The 22255-nt window shown below is 61.0% G+C and carries 18 protein-coding genes and 2 pseudogenes; 7 read left to right on the top strand and 13 right to left on the bottom strand.

Features of this window, described 5'->3' with window-relative positions:
• Positions 1 to 109: 109 nt before the first annotated feature.
• Complete coding sequence (locus ABIE52_RS00180; protein WP_192713555.1) at positions 110 to 709, bottom strand: helix-turn-helix domain-containing protein; 600 nt, start codon at positions 707 to 709, stop codon at positions 110 to 112.
• 320 nt (positions 710 to 1029) lie between these two features.
• Between ABIE52_RS00180 and ABIE52_RS00175 the strand changes: the two genes are divergently transcribed.
• The 3 genes from ABIE52_RS00175 (at position 1030) to ABIE52_RS00165 (ending at position 3839) form a co-directional block, all read left to right on the top strand.
• The gene (locus tag ABIE52_RS00175) at positions 1030 to 1482 is read left to right on the top strand and encodes a hypothetical protein (protein WP_192713556.1); all 453 of its coding nucleotides are present in this window, start codon (positions 1030 to 1032) and stop codon (positions 1480 to 1482) included.
• On the top strand, positions 1479 to 2105 hold the full coding sequence (locus ABIE52_RS00170) for a class I SAM-dependent methyltransferase (protein ID WP_192713557.1): 627 nt from the start codon (positions 1479 to 1481) through the stop codon (positions 2103 to 2105). The genes ABIE52_RS00175 and ABIE52_RS00170 overlap by 4 nt, the downstream gene beginning before the upstream one ends.
• Before the next feature lie 126 nt (positions 2106 to 2231).
• Positions 2232 to 3839 (top strand): MFS transporter, encoded by a 1608-nt coding sequence (locus ABIE52_RS00165; RefSeq protein WP_192713558.1) that lies wholly within the window; start codon positions 2232 to 2234, stop codon positions 3837 to 3839.
• A gap of 643 nt (positions 3840 to 4482) precedes the next feature.
• Here ABIE52_RS00165 and ABIE52_RS00160 read toward each other — a convergent pair.
• The 5 genes and pseudogenes from ABIE52_RS00160 to ABIE52_RS00140 all read right to left on the bottom strand — a co-directional run bounded on the left by ABIE52_RS00160 (position 4483) and on the right by ABIE52_RS00140 (position 9000).
• On the bottom strand, positions 4483 to 4794 hold the full coding sequence (locus tag ABIE52_RS00160; protein WP_192713559.1) for a YbjQ family protein: 312 nt from the start codon (positions 4792 to 4794) through the stop codon (positions 4483 to 4485).
• A gap of 119 nt (positions 4795 to 4913) precedes the next feature.
• Positions 4914 to 5645 (bottom strand): helix-turn-helix domain-containing protein, encoded by a 732-nt coding sequence (locus tag ABIE52_RS00155; RefSeq protein ID WP_192713560.1) that lies wholly within the window; start codon positions 5643 to 5645, stop codon positions 4914 to 4916.
• Between the two features lie 53 nt (positions 5646 to 5698).
• On the bottom strand, positions 5699 to 7969 hold the full coding sequence (locus tag ABIE52_RS00150; RefSeq protein WP_192713561.1) for an MMPL family transporter: 2271 nt from the start codon (positions 7967 to 7969) through the stop codon (positions 5699 to 5701).
• 249 nt (positions 7970 to 8218) lie between these two features.
• A pseudogene (locus ABIE52_RS00145) lies at positions 8219 to 8488 on the bottom strand (IS110 family transposase); the annotation flags it as partial.
• Positions 8489 to 8589: 101 nt separating this feature from the next.
• The gene (locus ABIE52_RS00140) at positions 8590 to 9000 is read right to left on the bottom strand and encodes a RidA family protein (RefSeq protein WP_192713562.1); all 411 of its coding nucleotides are present in this window, start codon (positions 8998 to 9000) and stop codon (positions 8590 to 8592) included.
• Positions 9001 to 9118: 118 nt separating this feature from the next.
• Here ABIE52_RS00140 and ABIE52_RS00135 point away from each other — a divergent pair, with 118 nt between their 5' ends.
• Positions 9119 to 9751 carry a TetR/AcrR family transcriptional regulator gene (locus tag ABIE52_RS00135; RefSeq protein WP_192713563.1) on the top strand — a complete coding sequence of 211 codons (633 nt, stop codon included), beginning with the start codon at positions 9119 to 9121 and terminating at the stop codon, positions 9749 to 9751.
• 42 nt (positions 9752 to 9793) lie between these two features.
• Here the strand turns inward: ABIE52_RS00135 and ABIE52_RS00130 are convergent, their stop codons facing one another.
• The 5 genes and pseudogenes from ABIE52_RS00130 to ABIE52_RS00110 form a co-directional block, all read right to left on the bottom strand.
• Entirely contained in the window at positions 9794 to 10264 is a 471-nt protein-coding gene (locus ABIE52_RS00130; protein WP_192713564.1) for an SDR family NAD(P)-dependent oxidoreductase, read from the bottom strand.
• 498 nt (positions 10265 to 10762) lie between these two features.
• Positions 10763 to 11101: pseudogene (locus ABIE52_RS00125) on the bottom strand (SDR family oxidoreductase); the annotation flags it as partial.
• Between the two features lie 221 nt (positions 11102 to 11322).
• Positions 11323 to 12558: a CynX/NimT family MFS transporter gene (locus tag ABIE52_RS00120; protein ID WP_192713565.1), complete on the bottom strand. Its 1236-nt coding sequence runs from the start codon at positions 12556 to 12558 to the stop codon at positions 11323 to 11325.
• A gap of 49 nt (positions 12559 to 12607) precedes the next feature.
• Positions 12608 to 13321, bottom strand: coding sequence for a FadR/GntR family transcriptional regulator (locus ABIE52_RS00115; RefSeq protein ID WP_192713566.1), 714 nt, complete (start codon positions 13319 to 13321; stop codon positions 12608 to 12610).
• 765 nt (positions 13322 to 14086) lie between these two features.
• Positions 14087 to 14869, bottom strand: coding sequence for an SDR family NAD(P)-dependent oxidoreductase (locus ABIE52_RS00110; RefSeq protein ID WP_192713567.1), 783 nt, complete (start codon positions 14867 to 14869; stop codon positions 14087 to 14089).
• A 103-nt stretch (positions 14870 to 14972) separates the two neighbouring features.
• Here ABIE52_RS00110 and ABIE52_RS00105 point away from each other — a divergent pair, with 103 nt between their 5' ends.
• On the top strand, positions 14973 to 15803 hold the full coding sequence (locus tag ABIE52_RS00105) for a helix-turn-helix domain-containing protein (RefSeq protein WP_192713568.1): 831 nt from the start codon (positions 14973 to 14975) through the stop codon (positions 15801 to 15803).
• A gap of 1398 nt (positions 15804 to 17201) precedes the next feature.
• On the opposite strand, the gene ABIE52_RS00100 is transcribed toward ABIE52_RS00105, so the two are convergent.
• The gene (locus tag ABIE52_RS00100) at positions 17202 to 17636 is read right to left on the bottom strand and encodes a DUF7144 family membrane protein (RefSeq protein WP_192713569.1); all 435 of its coding nucleotides are present in this window, start codon (positions 17634 to 17636) and stop codon (positions 17202 to 17204) included.
• 448 nt (positions 17637 to 18084) lie between these two features.
• Between ABIE52_RS00100 and ABIE52_RS00095 the strand changes: the two genes are divergently transcribed.
• The gene (locus ABIE52_RS00095; RefSeq protein ID WP_192713570.1) at positions 18085 to 19032 is read left to right on the top strand and encodes a DUF1254 domain-containing protein; all 948 of its coding nucleotides are present in this window, start codon (positions 18085 to 18087) and stop codon (positions 19030 to 19032) included.
• A gap of 645 nt (positions 19033 to 19677) precedes the next feature.
• Positions 19678 to 21585 carry a Vgb family protein gene (locus tag ABIE52_RS00090; RefSeq protein ID WP_354541362.1) on the top strand — a complete coding sequence of 636 codons (1908 nt, stop codon included), beginning with the start codon at positions 19678 to 19680 and terminating at the stop codon, positions 21583 to 21585.
• 319 nt (positions 21586 to 21904) lie between these two features.
• On the opposite strand, the gene ABIE52_RS00085 is transcribed toward ABIE52_RS00090, so the two are convergent.
• Positions 21905 to 22255, bottom strand: a complete 351-nt coding sequence (locus ABIE52_RS00085) for a YciI family protein (RefSeq protein ID WP_192713572.1) — start codon at positions 22253 to 22255, stop codon at positions 21905 to 21907.

The raw sequence follows: 22255 nt of genomic DNA, 5'->3' as shown, positions 1-22255 counted from the left end.
GTATTCGTGATCCTAAGTTCCCGGTATTCGCGTCCCGTAATTTGGTGGGCTTCATTTATTGATTCTCCTGGTGGTGTGTCCGGGGAGTCGATATCGGAGGAATGCTTTGTCATGCATTGGGATTCGAGTGTTTTGGTGTGGCGCGAATGTGGGCGCGTTCGCCTTGCCTGCCGATGAGGCTGATGAACTCGACTGGTCCGGCGCTGGTGGCGCCGAACCAGTGTGGGGTGCGGGTGTCGAATTCCGCGGCTTCTCCGGCGGTGAGGAGGAGGTCGTGTTGACCGAGGACGAGCCGGAGGGTGCCGTCGAGGACGTAGGCCCAGTCGTATCCCTCGTGTGAACGGAGCTCTGGTTCGGTGTTGTCGTCTCCGGTGGGGAGGACGAATTTGTAGGCCTGGATGCCCCCTGGCCTGCGGGTGAGAGGGATGACGGTCGATCCGTCGGTGCAGGCGACGGGGCGAAGGTCGATGCGGGGGTTGGCTGTGCGTGGTGCATCAACGAGGGAGTCGAGGGTAACCCCGTAATACCTCGCCAGGGGTAGGAGTTGTTCGAGAGTCGGTCGGCGGTGCCCCGCTTCGAGTCGAGAGAGAGTGCTGGCGGAGATCCCCGTCTCGGTCGCGAGTTCGGTGAGGGTGATCTCGCGGCGTAAGCGTAGGCGCTTGAGTCTCTGTCCGACAGTGTCGAGGGTGTGATCGATCGTGCCATCCATTCTTCTCATTTTGCCATTCGGCAACATAGATTGCACTTTTGGGGTGTGGCGTTCCAGGCTGTTGTTCCATGGTTGTAACAGAGGAGATGTACGGGATGGGTGCAGGTCAAAACGGCCGAGTATGGGATGTGGTTGTTGTAGGAGGAAACTCTGCGGGGTCGAGTGCAGCATTGGCACTTGCGCGCGCGGCGATCAGTCGTCGTCGACGGCTGTCATCACGTAACGCCTCCGCTCAGGCTGAGCGCACTTTCCTCGGCGTTGAAAGGGGTAACCCTTTGACTCCGCGGAGTAGGGGTCGAGAGGAATCGTCAAGCGATGGGGTGCAGATCATCTCAACTCGAATCGTCCAATCTGCCGCGACGAACCACGGATTCGAGATCATCCGCACTGCCGCCGGTGTCCCGGTCACGACCAAAACTGTCACAGGGGTGGAGAAGGTCGATAATCAACTCACCTGTATGCGACTGCAGGGTGGCGAGTTTCTCGAGTTGGCTGCGTTGGCGGTTCCCTCACTGACTCGCCTACGAATCGGTGGATTCGATGAGGTGGGGCTGGAGATGAGTGCTCACGCGGCGGCAGCGGAGATTGTCGCGGATGTCTTCGGGCACAAGAGCGTCCCCGGTGGATGGAGCGGGGAAACACCCTCGATTCCGGCATGCAGGTCAGGAACTGCTGTGAGTGAGATGCGCGTGGTGATGACCACCAACACCGAGTTGATATTCAAAGATGCCGACCGCGCCGTGGAAGACAATGGAACGGCGGGACAGCAATGACCTCGCGGGACTTCGACAAAGACTACTGGGAATGCCATTGGACTCGCACTGATGGCGCCGGCAAACGTACCAACAGTCCGGTGAACCCCTACATTGACAGTGAGACAAAGCAATTGATTTCGGGCACTGCACTGGACGCCGGATGTGGATCAGGTGCAGAAGCGATTTGGCTGGCACGCAACGGCTGGAAGGTCACTGGAGTCGATACTTCTCGAACAGCCCTGGCTATGGCAGCAAAGTATGCGCGGGACGCCTCTATCGAAGACTTGTTGACATGGGTCGAAGCTGATCTGACCACGTGGGAGCCGCATGAGCGATGGGACCTGGTGGTCACCAACTACGCCCATCCAACGATCCCGCAGGTCGAGTTCTACCGGCGAATCGCCAGTTGGGTTACCCCAGGAGGCGCGTTGTTGATCGTGGGGCATCTCCACGATCCAGAGTCGGCCACATCCCATCAGCCGCGAGAAGTGTCCGCCACGCTGGGTGAGATCACCGAACTCTTCATCTCGCCGGCATGGGAGATCGAGACCGCGCGGCAGGAATCCCGCCTGGTCACTCACCACAGTGGCGCCGTGGTGACGCTGAGCGACGTCATCGTCCGCGCTCATCGAAATAGTTGAGCCCCAAGAATTCTCAGAACAGATGGTCCAAAAACTCGGCAGCGCCGTAGACGGGCGAACCACTGTCGTATTGATGCCACCCGCCCGCACCAGACCCGTAAGCCGGGCGTCGACTCGAAGGAACACATGAACGCCACCCCACCCGCAGATGTGAAAGCGGGCACCCCTGTCATCGAGGATCCTCGCAGACGCCGTGCGATCCTCATCGCTGTATGTATAGCACTGATGTCCGTAGTCGCTTCAGTTTCCGGGCTCAACGTCGCCCAGCCACAGCTCGCGGACACCTTCGCCGCATCACAGGGGCAGGTGCTGTGGATCATCAACGTCTACACCCTCACCCTGGCAGCTTTGCTGCTTCCACTCGGAGCTGTCGGCGACAGGTGGGGCCGCAAGCCGGTCCTGCTTCTCGGTCTCGCAGTGTTCGGCATCGCCAACATCGCTGCCGCCATCGCGCCCACCATCGAAATCATGGTCGCGGCTCGCGTCCTAGCCGGGGTGGGCGCGGCGATGATCATGCCGGTCACCCTCTCGGTGATTACCACATCCTTCCCCGACGAGGAGCGCTCCAAAGCGATCGGTGTGTGGACGGCGGTCGCCGGCGGAGGTGGCATTCTCGGCATGTATCTCTCGGCGCTTGTGGTCGATATCGCTATTTGGCGGTGGCTGTTCATCCTTCCTATCGCCCTCACGGGAGCAGCTGCGATGATCGCCGCACGCTCCGTTCCGAACTCCCACGAACGCACCACAGGCCGTTACGATTTCGTCGGTGGCGTCACTTCTGTCATCGCCGCGGTCGGGATCACCTACGCCCTTCACGAAGGGCCTTCCCTCGGCTGGGACGACCCTTCGATCTTGGGTATTCTCGGCGTGGCCGTCAGCGCCGCGATCATCTTCGTCGTATGGGAACTTCGTACCCCCACACCACTTCTGGACGTCCGACACTTCCAGAAGCGAGGTCTTTCCAGCGGGTCGACGCTGCTGCTGGTCCTGTTCGGAGTCCAGGCAGGCATTTCGCTCGTGCTCTACCCCTTCTTTCAGGTCGTCCTCGGCTGGAGCGGGCTTCTCTCCACCCTGGCGATGATGCCGATGGCTGTGTCGATGATGCTCGCGTCCGGTCTCGCACCCAGACTCGCGGCACGTGTCGGGAGGCGTGCCGCGATGGCGACCGGCCTCGTCATCGCCGGTATCGGACTTGCGCTCATGGCAGTCCTCGTCTCCGCCGATGGGGGCTACCTTCCCGTCCTGCCTGGGCTGATCGCGATGGGGCTGGGGGCCGGGCTCGCGATGACGCCGTCCACGGAAGCGATCACCTCCTCACTTCCGCGTGAGCAGCAGGGAGTCGCCTCCGCGCTTAACGATCTCACCCGGGAATTCGGCGCGGCGCTCGGTATCGCACTGCTCGGGGGGCTGCTCACCGCTGGATACCAAAGCGCGATCGATCAGCGTCTTGACGGCGTTTCTGACTCGATTGCCGATACCGCTCGTGAAGGGATCGCCAATGCCGTCACAGTGAGCAGCCAGGCCGGTTCCCAAGCAGAGCAGCTGATCAATGCTGCACGGGAATCTTTCATCACTGGATGGCAACAAGCGATGTGGGTCGGCGTGGGAGCCTTGGCTGCGCTGTTCATCTACGTCGTTCTCCGTGGCCCGAAGCCGGCGGCACCTCTCGACGATTCGAACGAAGACGCCGAGCTGACCACAACGTCCACCGCAGGTACGGGCGATGGAAGATGAACTGTCGGACTCCGAGCGCTGATCCACCTCGGCCAGTGTGAGCTGCCGACGGACGCGGCGGCTGTCCGTTCGCGGTCGGCGTTTGAAGTTCGATCCCGGTTGTGCTCGGCGCGGATTCCCGATCAGGCCTGCGCAAAACTCGGGGTACGTCAACTCGAGCCGCCACTTTGGTTGGGTGGACGGCAAGCCGGTCTTGCGTGGCATCGCCGTCAGCGGCGATTCGACTCGACGAAGCCGGAGGACGCTGTCTCTCAGGCACAGAAGATCGATGGCCGCGCGCGCTCATCGCATGCTTCTGGGACGTCAGCGATCATCGGCTTCATCGCGCTTGAGTGAAAATCTGGGGTGACCGGGGCATGAGGACGCTGGCGAGGATGAAGCGCCTGCGCGGTTCCAAGCTCGGATCTCTCGCACCGAAACCAGCGCCCCTGTATATCGACAACATGAGCCCATCATTGCGATCAGGCAATGTCAACGACCTGTCGGTGCCCGAAACATGCCCCTGTCCACGTGCTAGACGGCACCCGGCCACACATTCGTTCTGCATCGCGAGTTGAAGTGTGATCTTACCCGCGAACTGGACCCGGCTATGGCCGCCGATACCTCGACTGCGCTGCGCGGTCGAGGTATCGGCCCGCGCCCATCAAATTGTGACGGCAGTCCCGTACGCGCAGACTTCGACGCCGGAATCGGCGTATTCGTTGGTTTCGAACCGGAACGCGACCACGGCGTTTGCACCGACAGCTTCTGCTTCGACCTGCAGACGTTGCAGAGCTTCCTCTCGCGCGTCGTGCAACAACTGGGTGACGCCCTTGAGTTCGCCTCCCCGCACCGATTTGACGATCGATCCGAAGCTGGACCCGATGTTGCGTGATCGTACGGTGAGTCCGAACACTTGTCCGAAGACCTGGGTGATTCGTGCTCCCGGGATATCGTTGGTGGTGACAATGATCATTTTCTTCCAATCTTTGATACGTGTAGCCAACAGTCGGCGCTGTTGAGCGACGGGCGATTTGCGCGCCCTTCGAGAATGTTCGATCACCGTCGGCGCGGCCAGGCATGGTGTCAGAGGGATCACGGGGGTGATTGTGGACGGCTGTTTTCTATGATCGCGAATGCTCGTGCGAGGGCCTTCACCTGTGCAGGGTTGTAGAGATCGAGGATGGCGGTTTGAAGAGCAGATTCGGCGAACTGTCGATTCAATTTCGCCTTACCGAGGGAGTCTGTCATCCACGGGAATCGTTCCTGATCGCGCTGTATCTCCACAGCTAGATGCTGGGCGAGTTCCTCGATCACGTCGGCGTCAGCGTCGGTGGGGAGCGTGTCGAATTGTTGGTCGTTGTCATTGTGCTCGCCGAGGAGTGCCCGGAAGTCTTCGAGAGCATCGGGCTCGAAAACCCGGGACAGGACGGTGACGAGTTTGCGGTCCCTCTCGGATAGTGATCCGGCGACCAGCTGAAACGGGGTGGGCATGTCGACGGGCGCCCGGTACTTGAGGACGATTGCGAGTTCGGAGCGGATCCGTTGCAGCCGTTCGATGGTCGCTGCCAGGTCCGCGTCGAGCACTTCGATGGCCGCTTCCGGGTCGTCATCGGCCCGCTCCATCGCGCTGATTGCGGCGAGAGGGACGCCGAGCTCTTTCATGCGGGTGATCTGCAGTACGCGAACGAGGTGGCTGGTCTCGTACTGTTTGTAGCCGTTCGCGGCGCGATCCGGTTCGTCGAGAAGCCCGATCTGATGATAGTGGCGGATTGCCTTCACTGTTGTACCTGCGAGCTCGGCGAGTTGTCTGGTGCTCCAACCCATTTCGACACCTCCTGTCGCTAACCATGCGTTTGGCGATAGACGTCTTCATCCTCTTACGGTGATCCGCGTCCACTCCCGGATCTAGGGGCCGGGAGTGGTGTGGTCAGCCGATCTGGGCCGGCGAACGGGATTGTCCCGGTCTCGGGGGCGGTGCGGAGTGTTTCGCCTTCGACGTCGATGCGCGGCAGGATCCTGTCCAGCCAGGAGGGCATCCACCAGACCTTCTCGCCGAGAAGAGCCATAGTAGTGGGCATGATGATCATGCGGACCAAGAAGGCGTCGAAGACGATAGCGACGGCCATCGACAACCCCATGAGCTTGAGGAAGGTTTCGGGAGAGAGTGTGAAGCCGGCGAAGACGGAGATCATGATCACCGCCGCGGCGGTGATCACACGTGCACCGGCACTGTATCCGGTGCGGATCGCGTCGATCGGGGATGCACCGTGGTGGTATTCCTCTCGCATTCGGCTGACCAGGAACACTTGATAATCCATCGCGAGTCCGAAGACGATCCCGATGAGGAAGATCGGCATGAACACCATGATCGGGCCTTGGTCTTCGGGTTTGATCCAGCCCAGCCAACCGTCTTGGAAGAAACCGACAGTGACGCCGAAGGTCGCCGCGATCGACAGCAAGAATCCGAGCGAAGCGATGAGTGGGATGATCACCGAGCGGAACACGATCATCAGCAGGATGAACGCCAAACCCACGACCACACCTAGATACAACGGCAGCTTCCCAGTGAGAGTCGACGCGAAATCCGCATTGATGGCGGCGGCACCACCGACTCCGACGTAGGTTCCGGTCTCCCTCTTCACATCGAGTGCGGCCGAACGTATCTGATCGAGCAGCGCCCTCGTTTCCGGGGCTGCAGGGCCGTTCTGCGGGATCACAATGTACTGGGCAGCATTCCCCGTCACGTTCGGGATCGGCCCCACAACACCATGAGCGGCGATATGACCGAGTTCCTCAATTCGGTCACTGACCAACCTGGTCGCCTTCGCCGCACCTGCCTGGTCATCCGCGCTCACTACAACGATCAGAGGTGAGGACTTCCCGGCTCCGAACGCATCCTGCTCGATCTTCAACGCTGCCTTGTCCGACTGAGTCGCAGCATCGAGGCCGAGCTGGATATGTCCTAAGGGAAGTGCCGCCAGGACTAGCACTGCGGCCGAACCGATGAGGTAGGGCAGTGGACGTTTGGTGAGCTCGACACCCACGCGGTGTCCGACGGTGAGGCCAGTGCTGATCTCCGGTGTCCACAGCAATGGGATTCTGGGCTTGAACACGATCGACTTGAACAAGCCGAGCAGTGCCGGCAGTACCGTGAGCGCGACGAGCACAGCCATCGCCACCGTGACTGCTGCACCCAAGCCCATCTGGGTCAGGAAGGACATGCCCGTGAGGCCGAGTGCGACGAGCGCGATCACGACAGTCGCGCCGGCGAACACGACCGCCGAACCTGCCGTACCGACCGCAACCCCGGCAGCATGCGCTCGATCAGAGGTTTTGGTGGTTTCCTGTCGATACCGGGAAATGACGAACAGTGAGTAGTCAATTCCGACAGCGAGACCGATCATCGTCGCCAAGCCGGTTGTCGATGTCCCGAGAGTCAGGAATGCGGTGCCGATCGAGATGATCGACGTCGACAAGGCGATACCGACAATCGCAGAAACAAGCGGCATCGCCGCCGCCAGCAACGAGGCGAACGTGATGATCATGACGATGATAGCGACGCCTATGCCGATCAGCTCCGCCGGAGGCTCAGAGGCGTGCTCGTTCGCTGCGCCGGAGCTCTCGACGATCAGACCCGCCGAACGGCCGATCTGCTTGGCCGCGGTCACGGCTTCGATCGATTGTTGCGAGACCCCATTGTCTGCGCCACTCGGGGTGGCATCGACCATGAATTTGATCAGCGCCACCCTACCGTCGTCGCTCAGCCCCTCGGGAGCTGTCGTGCCGGTCGTCGGATTGACGATCGCCGCGCGCGCCTGCGTTGATAGCTGTGGCACTTCACGCAGCTTCGCGACCATCCGCTCGATCGTGGCCTGATGCTCCCCACTGTCCAGCCGTTTGCCGTCCGCTGATTGCACGACCACCGTAGCTGGTTGTCCTACTTCCTTCGCGGTTTCGGGGAAGGCCTTCTGGATCTCCTCCTGCGCTGTGACCGACGGACTGTCGGGAAGCTCGAATTTGTCCTCGAACGGTCTCGACAACGCAGACCCGAGTGCGCTCAGCGTGATCGCAGCGAGGATCCACACCGCAAGGACCGCCCACCACCGCCGGTAGGAGAACTTCCCCACCCGATACAAAAACGACGCCATGAACAACTTCCTCCGTGAGTGCGATCTCGCATCGCTGCGAGCGCGTGACGGAGCAAGTACAAACGATGCCCTTGGGGCACAGTCAACCCCGCGCGCACAGCTGTTACGAGCCGGCGCCCCAAATCTTGACCGTGCCACAAGGCCACGCCGTGCGCGTTGTCTCCATGAATTCTTCGGCACCGCCGTCGCTACCTCCGGCACACTTTGCGGGCTCGACCTCAGTTCGCGGGGGTATCCCTATCGTTTTCGTCAAGCCGCGCTCGCTGCGGGTGATCGGTAGGATGCGTGATTTTGAGCATGGCGTACAGGGCATCGCAGCGTCATCGGGTGAGGCAGATCAGGGCGGTGTTGCGCTCTCTTGCCGTCGCCACGTTTTCGGTCGAAATTGGCGCGACTACTTGGGTCGTGCAAGGCGGCGAAGTCCGAGAGGAATAGTGCGCGTTGGAGTTTGCTGTTCCCTGATCTGACGGGGTGCTCAGCCCTAATTGAGGTCCCAGGCCGGCGTGTTAAGGGAGCGATGAAATTCGTTCAGCGAATCATCATTCTCCGCAACGGAATACACCGACTGAAGCAATGCATCGGCGCATAGGCTTAGGCAGGTTGTGCAGTATTATGCCGATTCAGTCGACGACTGCGGTGGCCTCAACTTCGATGAGAAGGTCGGGATCGGCCAAAGCTGCTACACCGACACCCGTGAGCGGTGGCAACGGGGTGGCGATACCTAGTTTGGCGGACGCCCGGGCCACGCCTTCGACGAACCGGCCCATCTTGTCCGGGGTCCAGTCGACCAAATAGACGGACAGTTTCACGACGTCGTCGAACGAGGCCCCGGCTGCGGCCAGCGCGGTGGCGACATTGAGATAGCACTGCTCGGCCTGGGCGGCGAGATCGTCGGCACCGACGATGGCACCGCTTGCGTCGACCGCGACTTGGCCAGCCATGAAGACCAGCTTCGATCCGGTGGCTACCGACACCTGCCGGTAGAGATCTACCTCCGGTAGCCCTTCTGGATTCACGAGATTGATGGCCATCTGTACTCCTGGATCGACGGGCCCTGGACAACGTTGTTTTTGGGAGATGGGTTGTCCGAGGGAGCACTTGAACCGACAATACATAATATAGCACAGCTATGCTATGTATTCTTGCGTCATGGCGAGGATGAAAGACCCGGCGATCCGCACTCTGCTCCTCGAGCGTGCTGCGCACATGCTTCGCACTCGCGAGCCGATCACACTGCGTTCCTTGGTGGCGGGTACTGGGGTGTCGACGATGGCTGTCTACACCTACTTCGGAGGTATGGACGGCATGTGGAAGGCCCTGCGGCAGGAGGGGTTCACGAGGCTGGCAGCCCGATTCGCGGCGGTGCCGGTCTCTGCCGACCCGGTACAGGACCTGACTGCTCTGCTCGCTTCGTATGTCGGCAACGCTCTGGAGCACCCCGATCTGTACCGCGTCATGTTCGACGCCAGCGTCGACCTCGATGACCTCGCCGCCGCTGACGCAACCCTCGAGTATCTGGTTCAAGCCGTCCGACGAGCGCAGGACGCCGGGCGCTTCCGCGCCGAGCTCGGCCCGCTGGATCTGGCGACCCAGGCCTGGGCCATCGGCCACGGATTGGTGTCCTTGGTTGCCAATGGACCCTTGCCGCCTGGGACGCTCGACTACGGTGTTCCGATGCTGACCGCGCAGTTTGTTGGTGCGGGGGATCAACCGGACCAGTCTCGAGTTTCGGTTGCACGGGGGTGGGAGCAGATTGCACCGGCGGACATAGTGGGTAGGTGACGCATGGTTGCCAGCCGGGCTGTGGCTGTGACTACGAATATGTCAGCCCCCGTCCGCTGGGATGATCGCGCCGGTGACGTAATCGCTGAGGTTGTTCGCGAGAAATTCGATGACTCCGGCACAATCCTCGGGTGTTCCGTATCGGCCGAGGGGAATGTTCTCGAGCTGTGTGTCTCCCATCGCATTCAGCAGTGGAGCAAGTCGTCCAGTCGAGATGTATCCTGGTGCAACGCAATTCGCTGTGATCTCAAAGGGTCCGAGATCTCGTACCAGGTACTGGGTGTACTTGGCGACCGCAGCCTTCGCTGCGCCGTAATGCGCGTAGCCGCCGTTGCTTTCGATACGGTGACCCGCCTGGCTGCCGACGGTGATGATTTTGCCGGATCTCTGTACCTTCATCGGCGCGGCGACGGCTCGGCAGGTGTTGATTGTGCCGGTGAGATTGCGTGCGAGGACGATGCCGACAAGGTCCTCCTCGACGAGCGACGCGTGTCTCCTCGGGGGAGCCGACACCGCCACCTGCATTGCAGATCGCGATATCGAGCCGGCCCGACCTGTTGAACTGCCGTATCCAAGGCCGTCGCATCGGTGACATCGGCCTGGAAACCGAGTGCACGCATGCCAATCTCGCGAATCTCGTCTACTACGGTGTCTCCGCGCATCGATTCTGCCTCGAGACCCACCTGTTCTGACATGCCCATACGAAACGGAGAAGAGCCATGAAGCACCTGGCGCTCGACGAAATCCAGATCACCCCGCGGCCGACCAGGTATCGACGAGAATTGAGGACCCAGGCTGGCCGGTGATGCGACTGGGAAGCCTGGGTCCTCGTGCTGATCGACATCGTTGTGGTCGCTGCCCTTGCATGGATATTTACGCAGCCTCGCTATGTACCCCACGACCCAACCGTCGAATGCTGCGCCATCTTATTGGGCAGCGCCCAATTGCATTGCAGAACTGAATATTTCGAAGACCGCATGGGTACTTGGGTGCAGTTTACAGGGGCATGCCCTAGCCGACTTTTGTCAGTAATCCCGCATCGATCGGCAGGGTTACTCCGGTAATGTAGCGAGCCTCATCAGAGGCGAGGAACAGTAGGGCGTTGCTCATGTCGACCGGCTCAAGCCAAGGGATCGGTAGGATGTTCATGGTCTGCGACACCTTCGCCAAATCGTCACGATCAGGCTTCTCTAGATGAGGTCAGAATAGATCGTAGGTGGGCTGGTTCATTACGATTTCGGCGTCGGTGAACGCTGGATGAATACTGTTGACTCGGATCGTGTGATTCCCAAGTTCATTTGCCAGGGTTCTCATAATGCCGACCACGCCGTGTTTGGCGGCGTTGTAATGCACCATGTTTTGGTAGGCCGCGAGCCGGTAATCGTAAGGGGACATGATAGGTATGCAGCCCTCGCCGTGTGCTGACGTCGGCACCCGACCGCTTTCGGCTCTGGGGAGAGAGCAGGTTGCAAGTCCGCCGACCACGTCGGTCTTCTCGGGTATTGGCAGGACCATGGCAGTCCAGAACCAGCCGAGCGAGACCAGGTACCAACGATGCTGGGGTCGTTCAGTCATGCCAATGTCTTGTTGCGGCCGGCGAGGGAGCCGAAGGCGAGTTGCACGGCCAGCAGCACCAGCAACGCGATCAGCGGAGTCGTCCAGGAATCAACGGCATCGTGCAGTGCACCGAAAACGAGGGGACCGGTGGCCGCCAGAAGGTATCCGACGGACTGTGCCATACCCGAGAGTGCCGCTGCTTGACCGTGGTTGACAGTGCGTATTGCGAAGAAGGACAAGGCAATGACAATCGATCCGCCGATGCCGATGCCGAGGAATGCATTCCACAGCAGGGCCCAGGAGGGGAGGAGGAGTTGGCCGAGGACTGCCACTGCGGCGACCGACACCAGCCCGAGGACGGCTCCTCTCTGATCCTTGGGCAGTTTGTGCAGGAGCACTGCTGTGAGGAGGCTGCCGACGATCGAGAATATTTGCATGATGCCTTGATGCAGTCCGGCGGTAGCCGCGGTAGTGCCGTGTGATTCTTCAATGGTGGGCCACCATGTCAGAACGGTGTAGAAGAAGAGGGATTGGACGCCCATGAATATTGTGATCTGCCACCCGAGTGCTGAGCGCCAGGGGGAGCGATGGCCGCCTGGATGGGGATCCAAAGCCGCAGCGTGATCGTGTTTCGGAAGCGTGCGTCGGCGAAGTTGGGGAAGGAACACCCCAAATCCTATGAGAGCCATAGCAGCCCAGATTCCGAATGCGATCCGCCAACCGTGATCGGTGAGACCGGCGATCGGCACGGCAAGTCCGGATGCGGTTGCGGCGACGGCTGCAGAGACCGCCGAGAAGATGCCGGTCAAACGGCCGGCTTCGGTCGGGAAGTCTCGTTTGAGGAGCGCCGGCAGTAGAACGTTCATTGTTGCGATGGTCATGCCGAGCGATACGGTACCGATCCACAGCGCAGGCATCCACGGAACAGAGCGGATCACGATCGCTACGGCGAGCATGCCGAGTGCTGCTGCGAGTGTCCGTTCCATTCCCCACCGAGCTGCGATGACCGGGGCGACGGGGGAGAACACTGCGAAGCACAGCAGTGGAAGACTGATCAGCGCTGATGCTGTTGTCGACGAGATATCGAGATCGGTGCGTACCTCACCGAGTAGCGGGCCGACGACTGTGATTGAGGCTCGAAGATTGGCTGCGATGAGAAGAATGCCCGCGATAACGAGTCCTCGGCGCATTATCGGTATCGCGCTCGGGGCAGACGCCACGTTTTCGGTGTCGGAGATGACGTTAGCCATAGGTGTGCCCTTCTGAGATTGTCTGTGCGCTGAACCTCTTGTGTGTCAGCTACTTCGGCATGTTTTGCAGAAAGATGAATCGGCTGTGGTCCATCAGTCGGACCACTGCGGTGGCTGCGCCGTCCGGATCGCGGTCACGGATGGCCGCAAGCAGCTGCCGGTGTGGGTCGTCGTCGGCCCAAGGTCCGATGAACAGCTGTCGAGTCTCCTTGTCGGACTTACCTTGTGGGATACTCATGGTGTCGGAGCGATCCAGACTGCGGTAGATGTCCGTGATCAGTTGGTTCCCGCTCGCTGCGAACATCTCCAGGTGGAAGTCGAGGTCGTACTCGACGGATTTGGCGACATCGGGCTCAGCGTCTCGGCGATCCAAAGCCCGAGTCATTCGGTCGATGTCTTCGGGCAGGGCTCGTTCTGCAGCGAGTCGGGCAGCGTAGAGTTCTAAAGCTTCACGGGCTTCGAAGATTTCGAGCACGTTCTCCGCCGCTGCACGTCTTTGAAGTGCAATTTCGAGTTCTGAGCTCGCGCAGACGTAGGTTCCGTCTCCCGGGCGCGCTTCGAGGAGGCCGGCATGGACTAGGCCTCGAATGGCCTCCCGGACCGTATTGCGGCTCGCGCCGGTCATTTCGACGAGTTGATGCTCGCCGGGGATCTTCTCTCCCAATTCCCAGTTGCCGGAGGTGATCTGGGAGCGTAGTTGCTCCGCGATCTGCACTGAAAGTGGGATGTTGCGTGCGGTGGGTGCGATTCGAGGATCCGGCATGCGTCAAATGTAGGACATCTGGTGATTTCTGGATAGGCTTAGCTAAGTGATCTGCGACACCAATTTCCGCAACGGAGCGGTGGCGGCGGGACTGTGGATTGGGATTCCCGCATCCTTCAGTCATGTGGTACGGGAGCCGTGGGATATGGCGAGATCGGCATCGATCCCGGATCGGTCGCGCCGTCGGTATCGCGGTACAACTCGACCGTGTCACGGCGAAACTCCATGGGGAACGACTTCGGCGTGGCAGCATCCTTTCACCGCGAGGAGCGATCCTCACAGGTCAAGATGTCAACCAAACTGGGTGCAGTCCTGGCTGAACTGCGGGCGCCATTGACCACAGAGTTTTTTACTGTGCCGCGCCTGGTGGTGTAATGCGGGCCCATGTGAACAGCTCGAAGACAGACGTCACGATCTGGGGCAGTCTCTACCAAAAGCACTTCACGAACTGGGCAGCTACCGAGCGAGCGGCGACGATGGTTGCGACGGCGACACCGCTGAAATGATTGATACAGCGCGAGGTACCGAAGGTCGCCGCTACCAGGCGCATCGTCGTTGCGGCTGTCATACTCCAAGCCGCCCAACGCAACGACGAGGACCCGCATTGCCAACATCAGTCCGAACGCTCAGAACCAGTGACATCACCGCCATCGACTTCGGTGCTTCGTCGAGATCGCCGGAATCAACTGTGGTTCAGTGAATGTAGTGAGTCGATCAGGTTTACAAGTACGGGTAGGTCTAATCGGCGAGAGTGGGAGTAGATATTTATCGGGCGGGCATTCGCGTGGTGGCGATTCCGCCGTCGACGTGCAAGGTGGTGCCGTGGATCTTCGACGCGTCGTCGGAGACCAGGAACAACACTGCGTTGGCGATGTCTTGGGGGTCGATGGGGACTCCTGCTGGAGTGTTGGCGGTCATGGCGTCGAGGATGGGGCGTGAATTCTTGTTGCCCGGGGTGAGTGTCGCGCCGGGTGCGACGGTGTTCACGCGCACACCGTGTGGACCGAATTCGGCTGCCCAGCTTCGTGTCAGCTGCTCGGCGGCTGCTTTGGTGGCGGTGTAGATGGCGGCGAATGGACTGCCGACTGTTGCCATCCACGAGCCTATGTTCACGATCGCCCCCGTGCCCCGTTGCGCCATCTTCGGTGCGAACTCTGCCACTAGAACGTGCGGCGCACGGATGTTGACGGCGAGCATGGTGTCGAGGTCGGCGTCGGGCAGATCCGCGGTGCGCGTCGCCGGGTAGACGCCTGCGTTGTTGACGAGGATGTCGAGGTGCCCGAGTCGGGATTCGGCTTCTGCCGCGAAGGATCTGAGTTGTTCGTAGCTGCCGCCGAGGTCCGCGGCGAGGAACGACGCGGTTCCGCCGTCGTCAACGATTTTTTTCACGACGGCTTCTCCGCGGGCGGCGTCGCGTCCACAAACAACGACCGTGGCGCCGTGGGCGGCGAGGGTGGCGGCGATGGCTTCACCGATGCCGCTGGTCGATCCGGTGACGACGGCGGTGTGTCCTGCGAGGCGTTGAGTCTGTGCTGTCAGTGCTGTCATGATCTCTGGTCTACGCGGGCAGGGCAGGGGTCAACCAGATGTTGCTGAACCTGGTTCTGTCATGACCAGGACTGCGCAGCCAGGCGGCGCTAGCCTGGTAGCCATGACCCGAGATCGTGCCGCGCTGAGCGCATTCCTGCGCGACCGTCGCGACCGTGTGTCGCCGGCGTCCGTCGGGCTGACTGCCTATCCGGGTCGTCGGCGCGTTCCCGGCCTTCGGCGCGAGGAGCTCGCTCAGCTGGCGGGTGTGAGTCCGGATTATTACAGCAAGCTCGAACAGGGCCGTCAGGCCAACGTGTCGAAGGAAGTGTTGCAGGCGCTCGCCCGTGCGCTGCGGCTCGACGACGTCGAAGCGCGTCACCTGTTCGATCTCGCCTCGCCCGAGGCATCGCGTGAGGCGACTGCTCAGCCGCCAGGCCCGGACGTGCAGGTGCCGGACCCGGGGTTGCTGCAGGTGCTGGCCGCTCTCGATCATGTCCCGGCAATTCAGCTCGGCCGTTCCGGTGAAATCCTGGCCAGCAATGCTTTGGTGCGTGCGGTCCTGAGTCTCGCGCCCGACGACACGTCGATGTTCCATTATTTGTTCCGGAATCCCATCGCCCGTGAGAGGACGGTGAACTGGTCGCAGTTCGCCGCGGCAATGGTGGCAGGTTTGCGACGTAACGCCGGCAGGCGGCCGTGGGATACGACGCTGACTCGGCTGATCGAGGAGTTGCGAGGCTCGGAGCCCGATTTCTCTCACTGGTGGGATGACCACGATGTGCAGGAGTTCGGTCGGAGCGTCAAGGTGATCCAACACCCGGTGGCGGGGACGATGCAGTTCGGGATCGAATTTCTGTGCACCCCTGACAACCCCGATCAAAGCCTCATCGTCTACACCGTGGAGAGCGGGTCCTCGACAGAGCGGATCCTGCCGATCCTCGCCAGTTGGTAGGGGCTCCCCACTGTAGTGCTGCCGGGCGCGTGGTGGGCGATGACCGGCACTGGAGTGCGAGTGGTGATTTCGTTTTCGTCGTCGCTCGGAACGCGCGCGGTTCGTTCGTGTCGGCGTTTTGTGAGACAGCGGAAACGGAGAGTTTGGTGGAGCAATTTCGGGGAGCAGGCGACCCACCGCAGTGAGTGACCAGCGTGCTGGTGGGCGCCTGCTCGCGACTCACCCGAACCGTTCGCCGCGTGGGGTAGTTACCTCGGGGGCCGGCGGGTTGAAACATCGGCGATGGGTGCTCTTTCCGGTGGTGGGTGTGAGGGATGTCTTTTCGTGGGTATTCACGATCCGAACGAGTGCGGGTCGGAAAGGGAGCGCACGGTGCAGGATGTCAGGCGCGGGAGGGGAGCGATCAGGACCTGGCGACGGAGCGTTGTCGGTTGGAGGGGCTGGACGAGTTGAGTCGCTGTGAGGAGATGCGGCTCGAGATCGTGCAGGACGAGTTGGAGTGTCGGCGGGCGGGAGTGGTGTCGGCTGGTCGGCTCTGAGTGTTCGGTGGCCGGAGTTTGCCGTTGCGCGAAAGAACCTGCAGGGGTGAGCAGTCGATGGCTTCGGCTGCTCGACGATCGGAGCGGTCGAGTTTCTTTGCTGTGCGGGCGCCCAGCGGAGGCATGTGACGGGGGGAGTCTGCTCGGGTGTGGGTGTGGGCGGGTGTGGATCGTGCAGGTCACAAGCTAGCCGCGATCCCATAAGCGTGGTCATGCTTTCGGCGGCGAGTGCGCCCAGCTGCGTCGGAGGCGACGTAGTTCGCCATGCTCCGCGTGATCGCGCCACGCTGGAGTGAAGTGTGTTGGAACGGTAACGGTTTGCCTTCTTCGTAGACCAAACCTGACGGACTGTTTTACTGTGGAGATGCAGGGTTGAACAAAGAGCCCGGCGCGGAAAGTGGGTCCCCGTGCTGTGTGCTCAACACGGGGACGTCTCACCTCGTGGAGTCCCCGCCCAGCATCAGTCGGTGGGGGCTCCACTTCGACAGTATGCCGAGTTGGTGTATCTGCAGGTTACGGAAATAGTGCAGGATGCGGAAGACGCCCGCTCCAGTCCGAGATCTTGTTACTCGTCCTGCCTTTGTGGCTGGCGTTGGCGTGGCTTGCGTGAGCCAGCACGGGATGAATTGCAGAGGAGCGTGTGGCCGATCACGCGGTCGGTGGGCCCCGGCTGCATCACTTCATCACGCCCCTTCAGGTCGGCGCGAAGGGGCTCCTCCGGAAGCGCTCACGGGCGGCGTGGGTTTCAACCCAGAAGTCTCTGGGCCGATCTTCGGCAGGCTACGGGCCGGCGGCGGTATATCCACACGGTCGAATTTTGTGCATCCGCCATCGGCAGGCCCTGACACGTCCAGCGGTTTCAACGCGGCGGTGCCCAACGGTCGGTTCCTGGTCTCCACGTTGCCACGGCCCAGATGACTGCCACGTCGAGGGAGATGATGACAATCGCCCACACCGGGTAATACGGCATCCAGAGGAAATTGGCCACGATCGACAGGGCTGCGATCACGAATGCCATGCCCCGTGCCCACGCCATCCCGCCGAACAAACCGAATGAGACCAGCACGGCAATGATTCCGAGTATCAGATGAATCCAACCCCACGTGGTCAGGTCGAACCGGTAGGTGTATTCGATGCCGACTACGAACATTTCGTTCTCGGCGATCGCCGCGACCCCTTGTAGCAGTGCCACGATTCCCGCGACGAGCAGCAATGCCGCCGCCACGAGAGTGGTGCCTATCGCAAACCCCTGGCGGACGGGGTGGTCCGCGGTCCTCGTGTCCGGATTGTTCATGATGGCCTCTTCTCTCGGGGCTGGCAGCGAAAGCCCTGCGGTGTAGGAGTTTTCATCCGTGTCGGTGAGCGGTGCTGTGTCCTTTCTTCATCGAGGGGTGGGTTCGGGAGCAGCGGCCGCTGGGCGACGTCTCGGCCGACGGCCATGTCCCGTTCTGCGGCCGTCGGGCTCTGCAGGTGAGTTACTGCACCACAGGGTGTAACCATCCTCGAGTGTTCGAAACCTTGACCCCCCAAGGTGCGCCGCCTTACGGCAGCGGCATTTTTTGCGTCGACCCCGCATCAGGTTGTGTCGGCAGGTGGGACGTCGTTTCCGAGTGTTCTCTTCGCTGAGGGGGCGGATCGAGGCGATGTCGTGAGCGGGTGAATTCATCCGTGGTGGGCGAGGACAGCGGTTGGTCGGGCGATTAACGTCGCCTCTGACCTGATGATTCGAGAAGGGGTGCCCTGTGGCTGAGATCGTGACCCGAGAGAATTTCGTCGAGGCTGAAACTGCACATTATTTCCGGGAGCAGTTGGGCAAGGCTCCGGTCAACGAGTACTCCCACTCCAGGGCACCAGTGAACGTCGAGACGCAGGTGGTGATCCGGTCGAACGTGGACTTGATCTACTCCCTCGCTGTTGTCGACGTGACCGAAGAGGCAACTTTTTCGCTCGCGCCGTCGGACGAGTATCAGGTAGCGCAGATCATCGACGAGAACCATTACGTCGTCGGAGTGATCTACCCGGGTGAGACGTTGACGGTGCGCAAGTCCGATCTCTCTGCCGGCACCCATGTGTATGTTGCCGGCCGCACCGCGACTGTCGGCGGGTTCGAGCGCGCCCACGAGTTGCAGGACGCACGCCGCGTTACCGCAGCTACCTCCAACCCCTATCAGGGTCGGGAGTTCGACGAGGACACACGTAAGTCGGTCGGTGCCGAGTTGGAAACCCATGCCGCAGAAGCGGACTTTTCCCTGGGCTTCGGTACCCCAGCCAGCACAGACCCCTACCAGCACCTGTTGGGTGCGCGCCTGGGCTGGGGTGGTTTGCCGCCCGAGGATGCCCAGTATTTCCAGGCGCCGGCCACCTCGTCCGGTGCTGATGTGTGGACTTTCGATGTTCCACCGCTGGACTACGAGCACAACGGGTATTTCTCGGTGATCAAGTACGACGGGATGGGCTGGCTCGATGTCGACCGTCCTGGCCTGTCCGAGAGCGAACTGGTGCGCAACGGCGACGGCACCATCAGCGTTTGGTTCGGTGACGACCGGATAGCGGACATGCCGAATGTCATTCGCGCGACCGAGGGGCAGAAGTTCTATTACGGCATGCGCGTCTACCGTCCACGCGATGTCGAGGAAACTCGTCAGTTCATAGAAGCGGTTCGGTCGATGCCGCTCAGGCCGGTCGGCTGACGGCTAGAACGTCGTGCGGGACGTCGAAGCGATCCTTCGAGTCTGAATAAGGTCGGCGCTTTCCGAACCGGTGGTACGGACGAGTCCAGCTGATGAGGAATAGCGCACATTTCGAATGCTGCACATCCGCCACTCGACCTTCCCGGTCGCCACTGATCGGGAGCGACAACGCATTCGAGGAGGTTTTCAGATGATCGCAGGTGGTTGGATCTGGTGGCTTCCATTGCCGTGGGAATGGCGGATAGCTCTCTCCGAGGTGACTCCATGCGAGCTCGGCGGAACACAGTGTTACTGAAGCCCTGGTAGATATGGCGAAACCGCCGGCACCGACAAGGTGGCCAGCGGCTTCACAGGGTCGGTGCCCGTCTTGCGCTTCTCGGCATGTGACCGCTCGTAGCGGCATTTCTTTCGGTGGTACCCGGGGCAAAGAATACCCGAATGTGAGTGGACAGAAGGACAAGCCCGACCAGAGTCGCCATTATCACTGGGGAGTAGGTCAGCATGAGCTTCGGAACCTTCCCTCGTTGCCTCCTACATATGAGTCTGGAAATCGCGCACGCTCTGGGACTTGCGTTGGCGCTTGGCTTGCCATTTCGGGGATCCTCCACCGACAACACGATGACAGCATGCTGTTTTTAAGGCAGCATGCTGCTAAAGTTCTGCGTCAGTGCGACCCGTTGCGTGATCTGCCTCACGTATGCCGCCAATTCGAGTTCGCTTCGGCGGCTAACCACGCCCTCGGGTTGCACTGCACAAGGCAGCCTTCATGACTTCGTTCCGTGCGGATCTCGACCCCTTGCCCGCCCGCAGGTTGTGGTGGGTGGATCCTCTCGGAGCTTGATGACTGCGGCCGCACTGGGTGCCGCCGATACCCACTTCATGGATTGGAGAGAGATGCTTAGCGCGAAGAATGCCACGGCGATGAGGATCCGCCTGCTCAGCATTGCACTGTGTGCAGCGCTGGCGGGAACGGTCACTGGGTGCACGAACGCAACAACCACCGCCGACCCCGCTCCACTACGGTCGTGGCAACAAGAGGTCCTCGTTCCTGGATCGTCCTTCCATACTGTCAACGGACTAGCCCTCGACCGGAATGGCGAAGCTCTGATCGCCAGTGTGGCAAGTGAATCGATCTACAGGTTCGACCCCCACACGAAGACTGTGCAGGTCGCAGTTCCTGCACCTGAGGGGCTATCGGACGATATCGCTCTGTCGTCATCCGGCAATTTGTTTTGGACTGACCCTGTGGCAGGCGTTGTTCGAACCGAACACGACGACGGCACTGTGTCGGTCGTCGCCGAAAACTTGCCCGGGGTGAACTCGATAGCTTTTTCCCGCGATGGAAGACGGTTGTTCGTCGGACAGACCTTCTTTGCCGATTCCTTCTGGGAAATCGATCCCGAAGGCCGCCAACCTCCACGACTGGTCGCGAAGGACACCGAGGGGGTCAATGCGTTCGCGTTCGGTGCGGATGGCTTCATCTACGGTCCGATTGCCCATGACGGAACCGTTGTGCGTATGGACCCCGAGACCGGTGAGATGGAGGTCCTGGTGGGCGGCCTGAAGACGCCCGTGTCGGTCCGTTGGAGTGCAGATGAGCATTTGTACGTCCTGGCGGGGGCCACCGGTGAGGTTCTCGAGGTCGATCCGCATACGGGATCTACCAAGCTGGTGGCTCAGGTCGCTGCCCCGGTCGACAACATGGTGGTAGAAGACAACAGAACTATCTACGTCACGAACATGGCTGATAACGCAGTCATCGCCGTGGACATCGCGACAGGGGCTACCACGAGTCTCATCGACGGAGTGCTTGCCTTTCCCAAAGACGTCGCCTTGGTCTCGGAGGCGGGCCGCGATGTCTTGTACGTTGCCGACAGCACGGCCGTGCGAAGCGTCGACACCACCACCGGGGACGTCACCGACCTCGCCCGACGAATGACATCCGCCCTTCAATTTCCGTCAGGGATCGGAGTCGATCCCGCGCATATCTACCTTGTCAGTGAGGTGACGGGCTCCGTTCAGATCGTAGACAGGCGCACAAGTGAGTTCGTGGGCAAGGTCGACGGATTCGTCGAGCCTACCGATGTGGTCGGTCTCCCGGACGGGATCATGCTGGTGGCGGAGGGAAGCAGTGGCCGCATCGTTCGAGTCGACAGCACTGGCCGAACAGTAATTGCGGATGGACTCATCGCCCCGATGGCGCTGGTGTCCAGTGGGAATGGCAGCGTCTATCTCGCGGAGAGTACCGCTGGTCGAGTACTCGAGCTCGACGTCGATTCCGGTTCTCTGACAGAGGTAGCCGCCGGCTTCGGCATCGTCAGATCCATTGGCGTTCTACCGGATGGCAGGTTAGCTGTGCTTGATTCCGGTAGCGGTGATGTGCACATCGTGGATCCCCTGGCGGGGAAGAGCAACAAGATTGCGTCGACGCTACCCGTTGGATATCTCCAGGATCCATACCCCAGATCTGGTGGCATGGTGGTGGGCAGCGACGGCACCATCTATGTTGCAGCCGATCGGGACAACTCGATACTCAAGCTGACGGAGAACTGAGGATAATCGCTTCTCGCGGAAGAGTATTCGGGGTTCCCCCAGTGGCCGGGAGACCAGCTTTTCAGCGTAGGTGGTCCGTCCACTGGGGTGCCGACAGAAGTGCGCCGAACGGGGAACGCAACTCCGTGGAAAGCAACTGCGCATCCCGCGACATGCCGATGAGTGTGCTGCCCGGTTGGTAATTCGCACGTAGGGAACGGAAATGACTGGCCGCCGGATTCAACGCCCGGCAACACCGTGAACTACCCGAAATGCTCTTCGAAGCGAACGCCTACCAGTCCGTTGTGCGCGCTGCTCCACTCCGCAGCTCAGTCGCGGGTCAACCGAAGGTGCGGACGATGTCGGTGACAACTTCACGTGTGGATCGTCCTTCGACACTGGAACGCTCCCGCAAAATGCCGAAGATCGGATCCCACTCGATGACAGTGAGGTCGGAGACCTGCTCGTGCACGGTGTACGGATCGGTCTCGATGAACTGGTCCACTGAGTGGCGGTCGGGTAGGTCGATGATCAGAGTGGCAGTTCGCACGTGATCGGAGGTATTCGTCGGCCCGGACGCGAGGATAGTGCCCGCCTCGACATGATCAGCTATCCATTCCAGGTGTGGTTCGAGATAACGTGCCCACCCTTCTGCGTCCGGGTGGGTGTAGTGAACAACGAAGACGCTCAT

The sequence above is a fragment of the Rhodococcus sp. OAS809 genome (genome assembly GCF_040546695.1).
Classification (GTDB): Bacteria; Actinomycetota; Actinomycetes; order Mycobacteriales; family Mycobacteriaceae; genus Rhodococcus_F; species Rhodococcus_F qingshengii.
This window is presented reverse-complemented; position numbering and strand designations above follow the sequence as displayed.

What these genes read in the sequence shown, in the direction of transcription:
- ABIE52_RS00180 (WP_192713555.1), bottom strand. Translation starts at nt 709, where the DNA reads ATGGATGGCACGATCGATCACACCCTCGACACTGTCGGACAGAGACTC.
- ABIE52_RS00170 (WP_192713557.1), top strand. Translation starts at nt 1,479, where the DNA reads ATGACCTCGCGGGACTTCGACAAAGACTACTGGGAATGCCATTGGACT.
- ABIE52_RS00165 (WP_192713558.1), top strand. Translation starts at nt 2,232, where the DNA reads ATGAACGCCACCCCACCCGCAGATGTGAAAGCGGGCACCCCTGTCATC.
- ABIE52_RS00160 (WP_192713559.1), bottom strand. Translation starts at nt 4,794, where the DNA reads ATGATCATTGTCACCACCAACGATATCCCGGGAGCACGAATCACCCAG.
- ABIE52_RS00155 (WP_192713560.1), bottom strand. Translation starts at nt 5,645, where the DNA reads ATGGGTTGGAGCACCAGACAACTCGCCGAGCTCGCAGGTACAACAGTG.
- ABIE52_RS00150 (WP_192713561.1), bottom strand. Translation starts at nt 7,969, where the DNA reads ATGGCGTCGTTTTTGTATCGGGTGGGGAAGTTCTCCTACCGGCGGTGG.
- ABIE52_RS00140 (WP_192713562.1), bottom strand. Translation starts at nt 9,000, where the DNA reads ATGGCCATCAATCTCGTGAATCCAGAAGGGCTACCGGAGGTAGATCTC.
- ABIE52_RS00135 (WP_192713563.1), top strand. Translation starts at nt 9,119, where the DNA reads ATGGCGAGGATGAAAGACCCGGCGATCCGCACTCTGCTCCTCGAGCGT.
- ABIE52_RS00120 (WP_192713565.1), bottom strand. Translation starts at nt 12,558, where the DNA reads ATGGCTAACGTCATCTCCGACACCGAAAACGTGGCGTCTGCCCCGAGC.
- ABIE52_RS00115 (WP_192713566.1), bottom strand. Translation starts at nt 13,321, where the DNA reads ATGCCGGATCCTCGAATCGCACCCACCGCACGCAACATCCCACTTTCA.
- ABIE52_RS00110 (WP_192713567.1), bottom strand. Translation starts at nt 14,869, where the DNA reads ATGACAGCACTGACAGCACAGACTCAACGCCTCGCAGGACACACCGCC.
- ABIE52_RS00105 (WP_192713568.1), top strand. Translation starts at nt 14,973, where the DNA reads ATGACCCGAGATCGTGCCGCGCTGAGCGCATTCCTGCGCGACCGTCGC.
- ABIE52_RS00100 (WP_192713569.1), bottom strand. Translation starts at nt 17,636, where the DNA reads ATGAACAATCCGGACACGAGGACCGCGGACCACCCCGTCCGCCAGGGG.
- ABIE52_RS00090 (WP_354541362.1), top strand. Translation starts at nt 19,678, where the DNA reads ATGCTGCTAAAGTTCTGCGTCAGTGCGACCCGTTGCGTGATCTGCCTC.
- ABIE52_RS00085 (WP_192713572.1), bottom strand. Translation starts at nt 22,255, where the DNA reads ATGAGCGTCTTCGTTGTTCACTACACCCACCCGGACGCAGAAGGGTGG.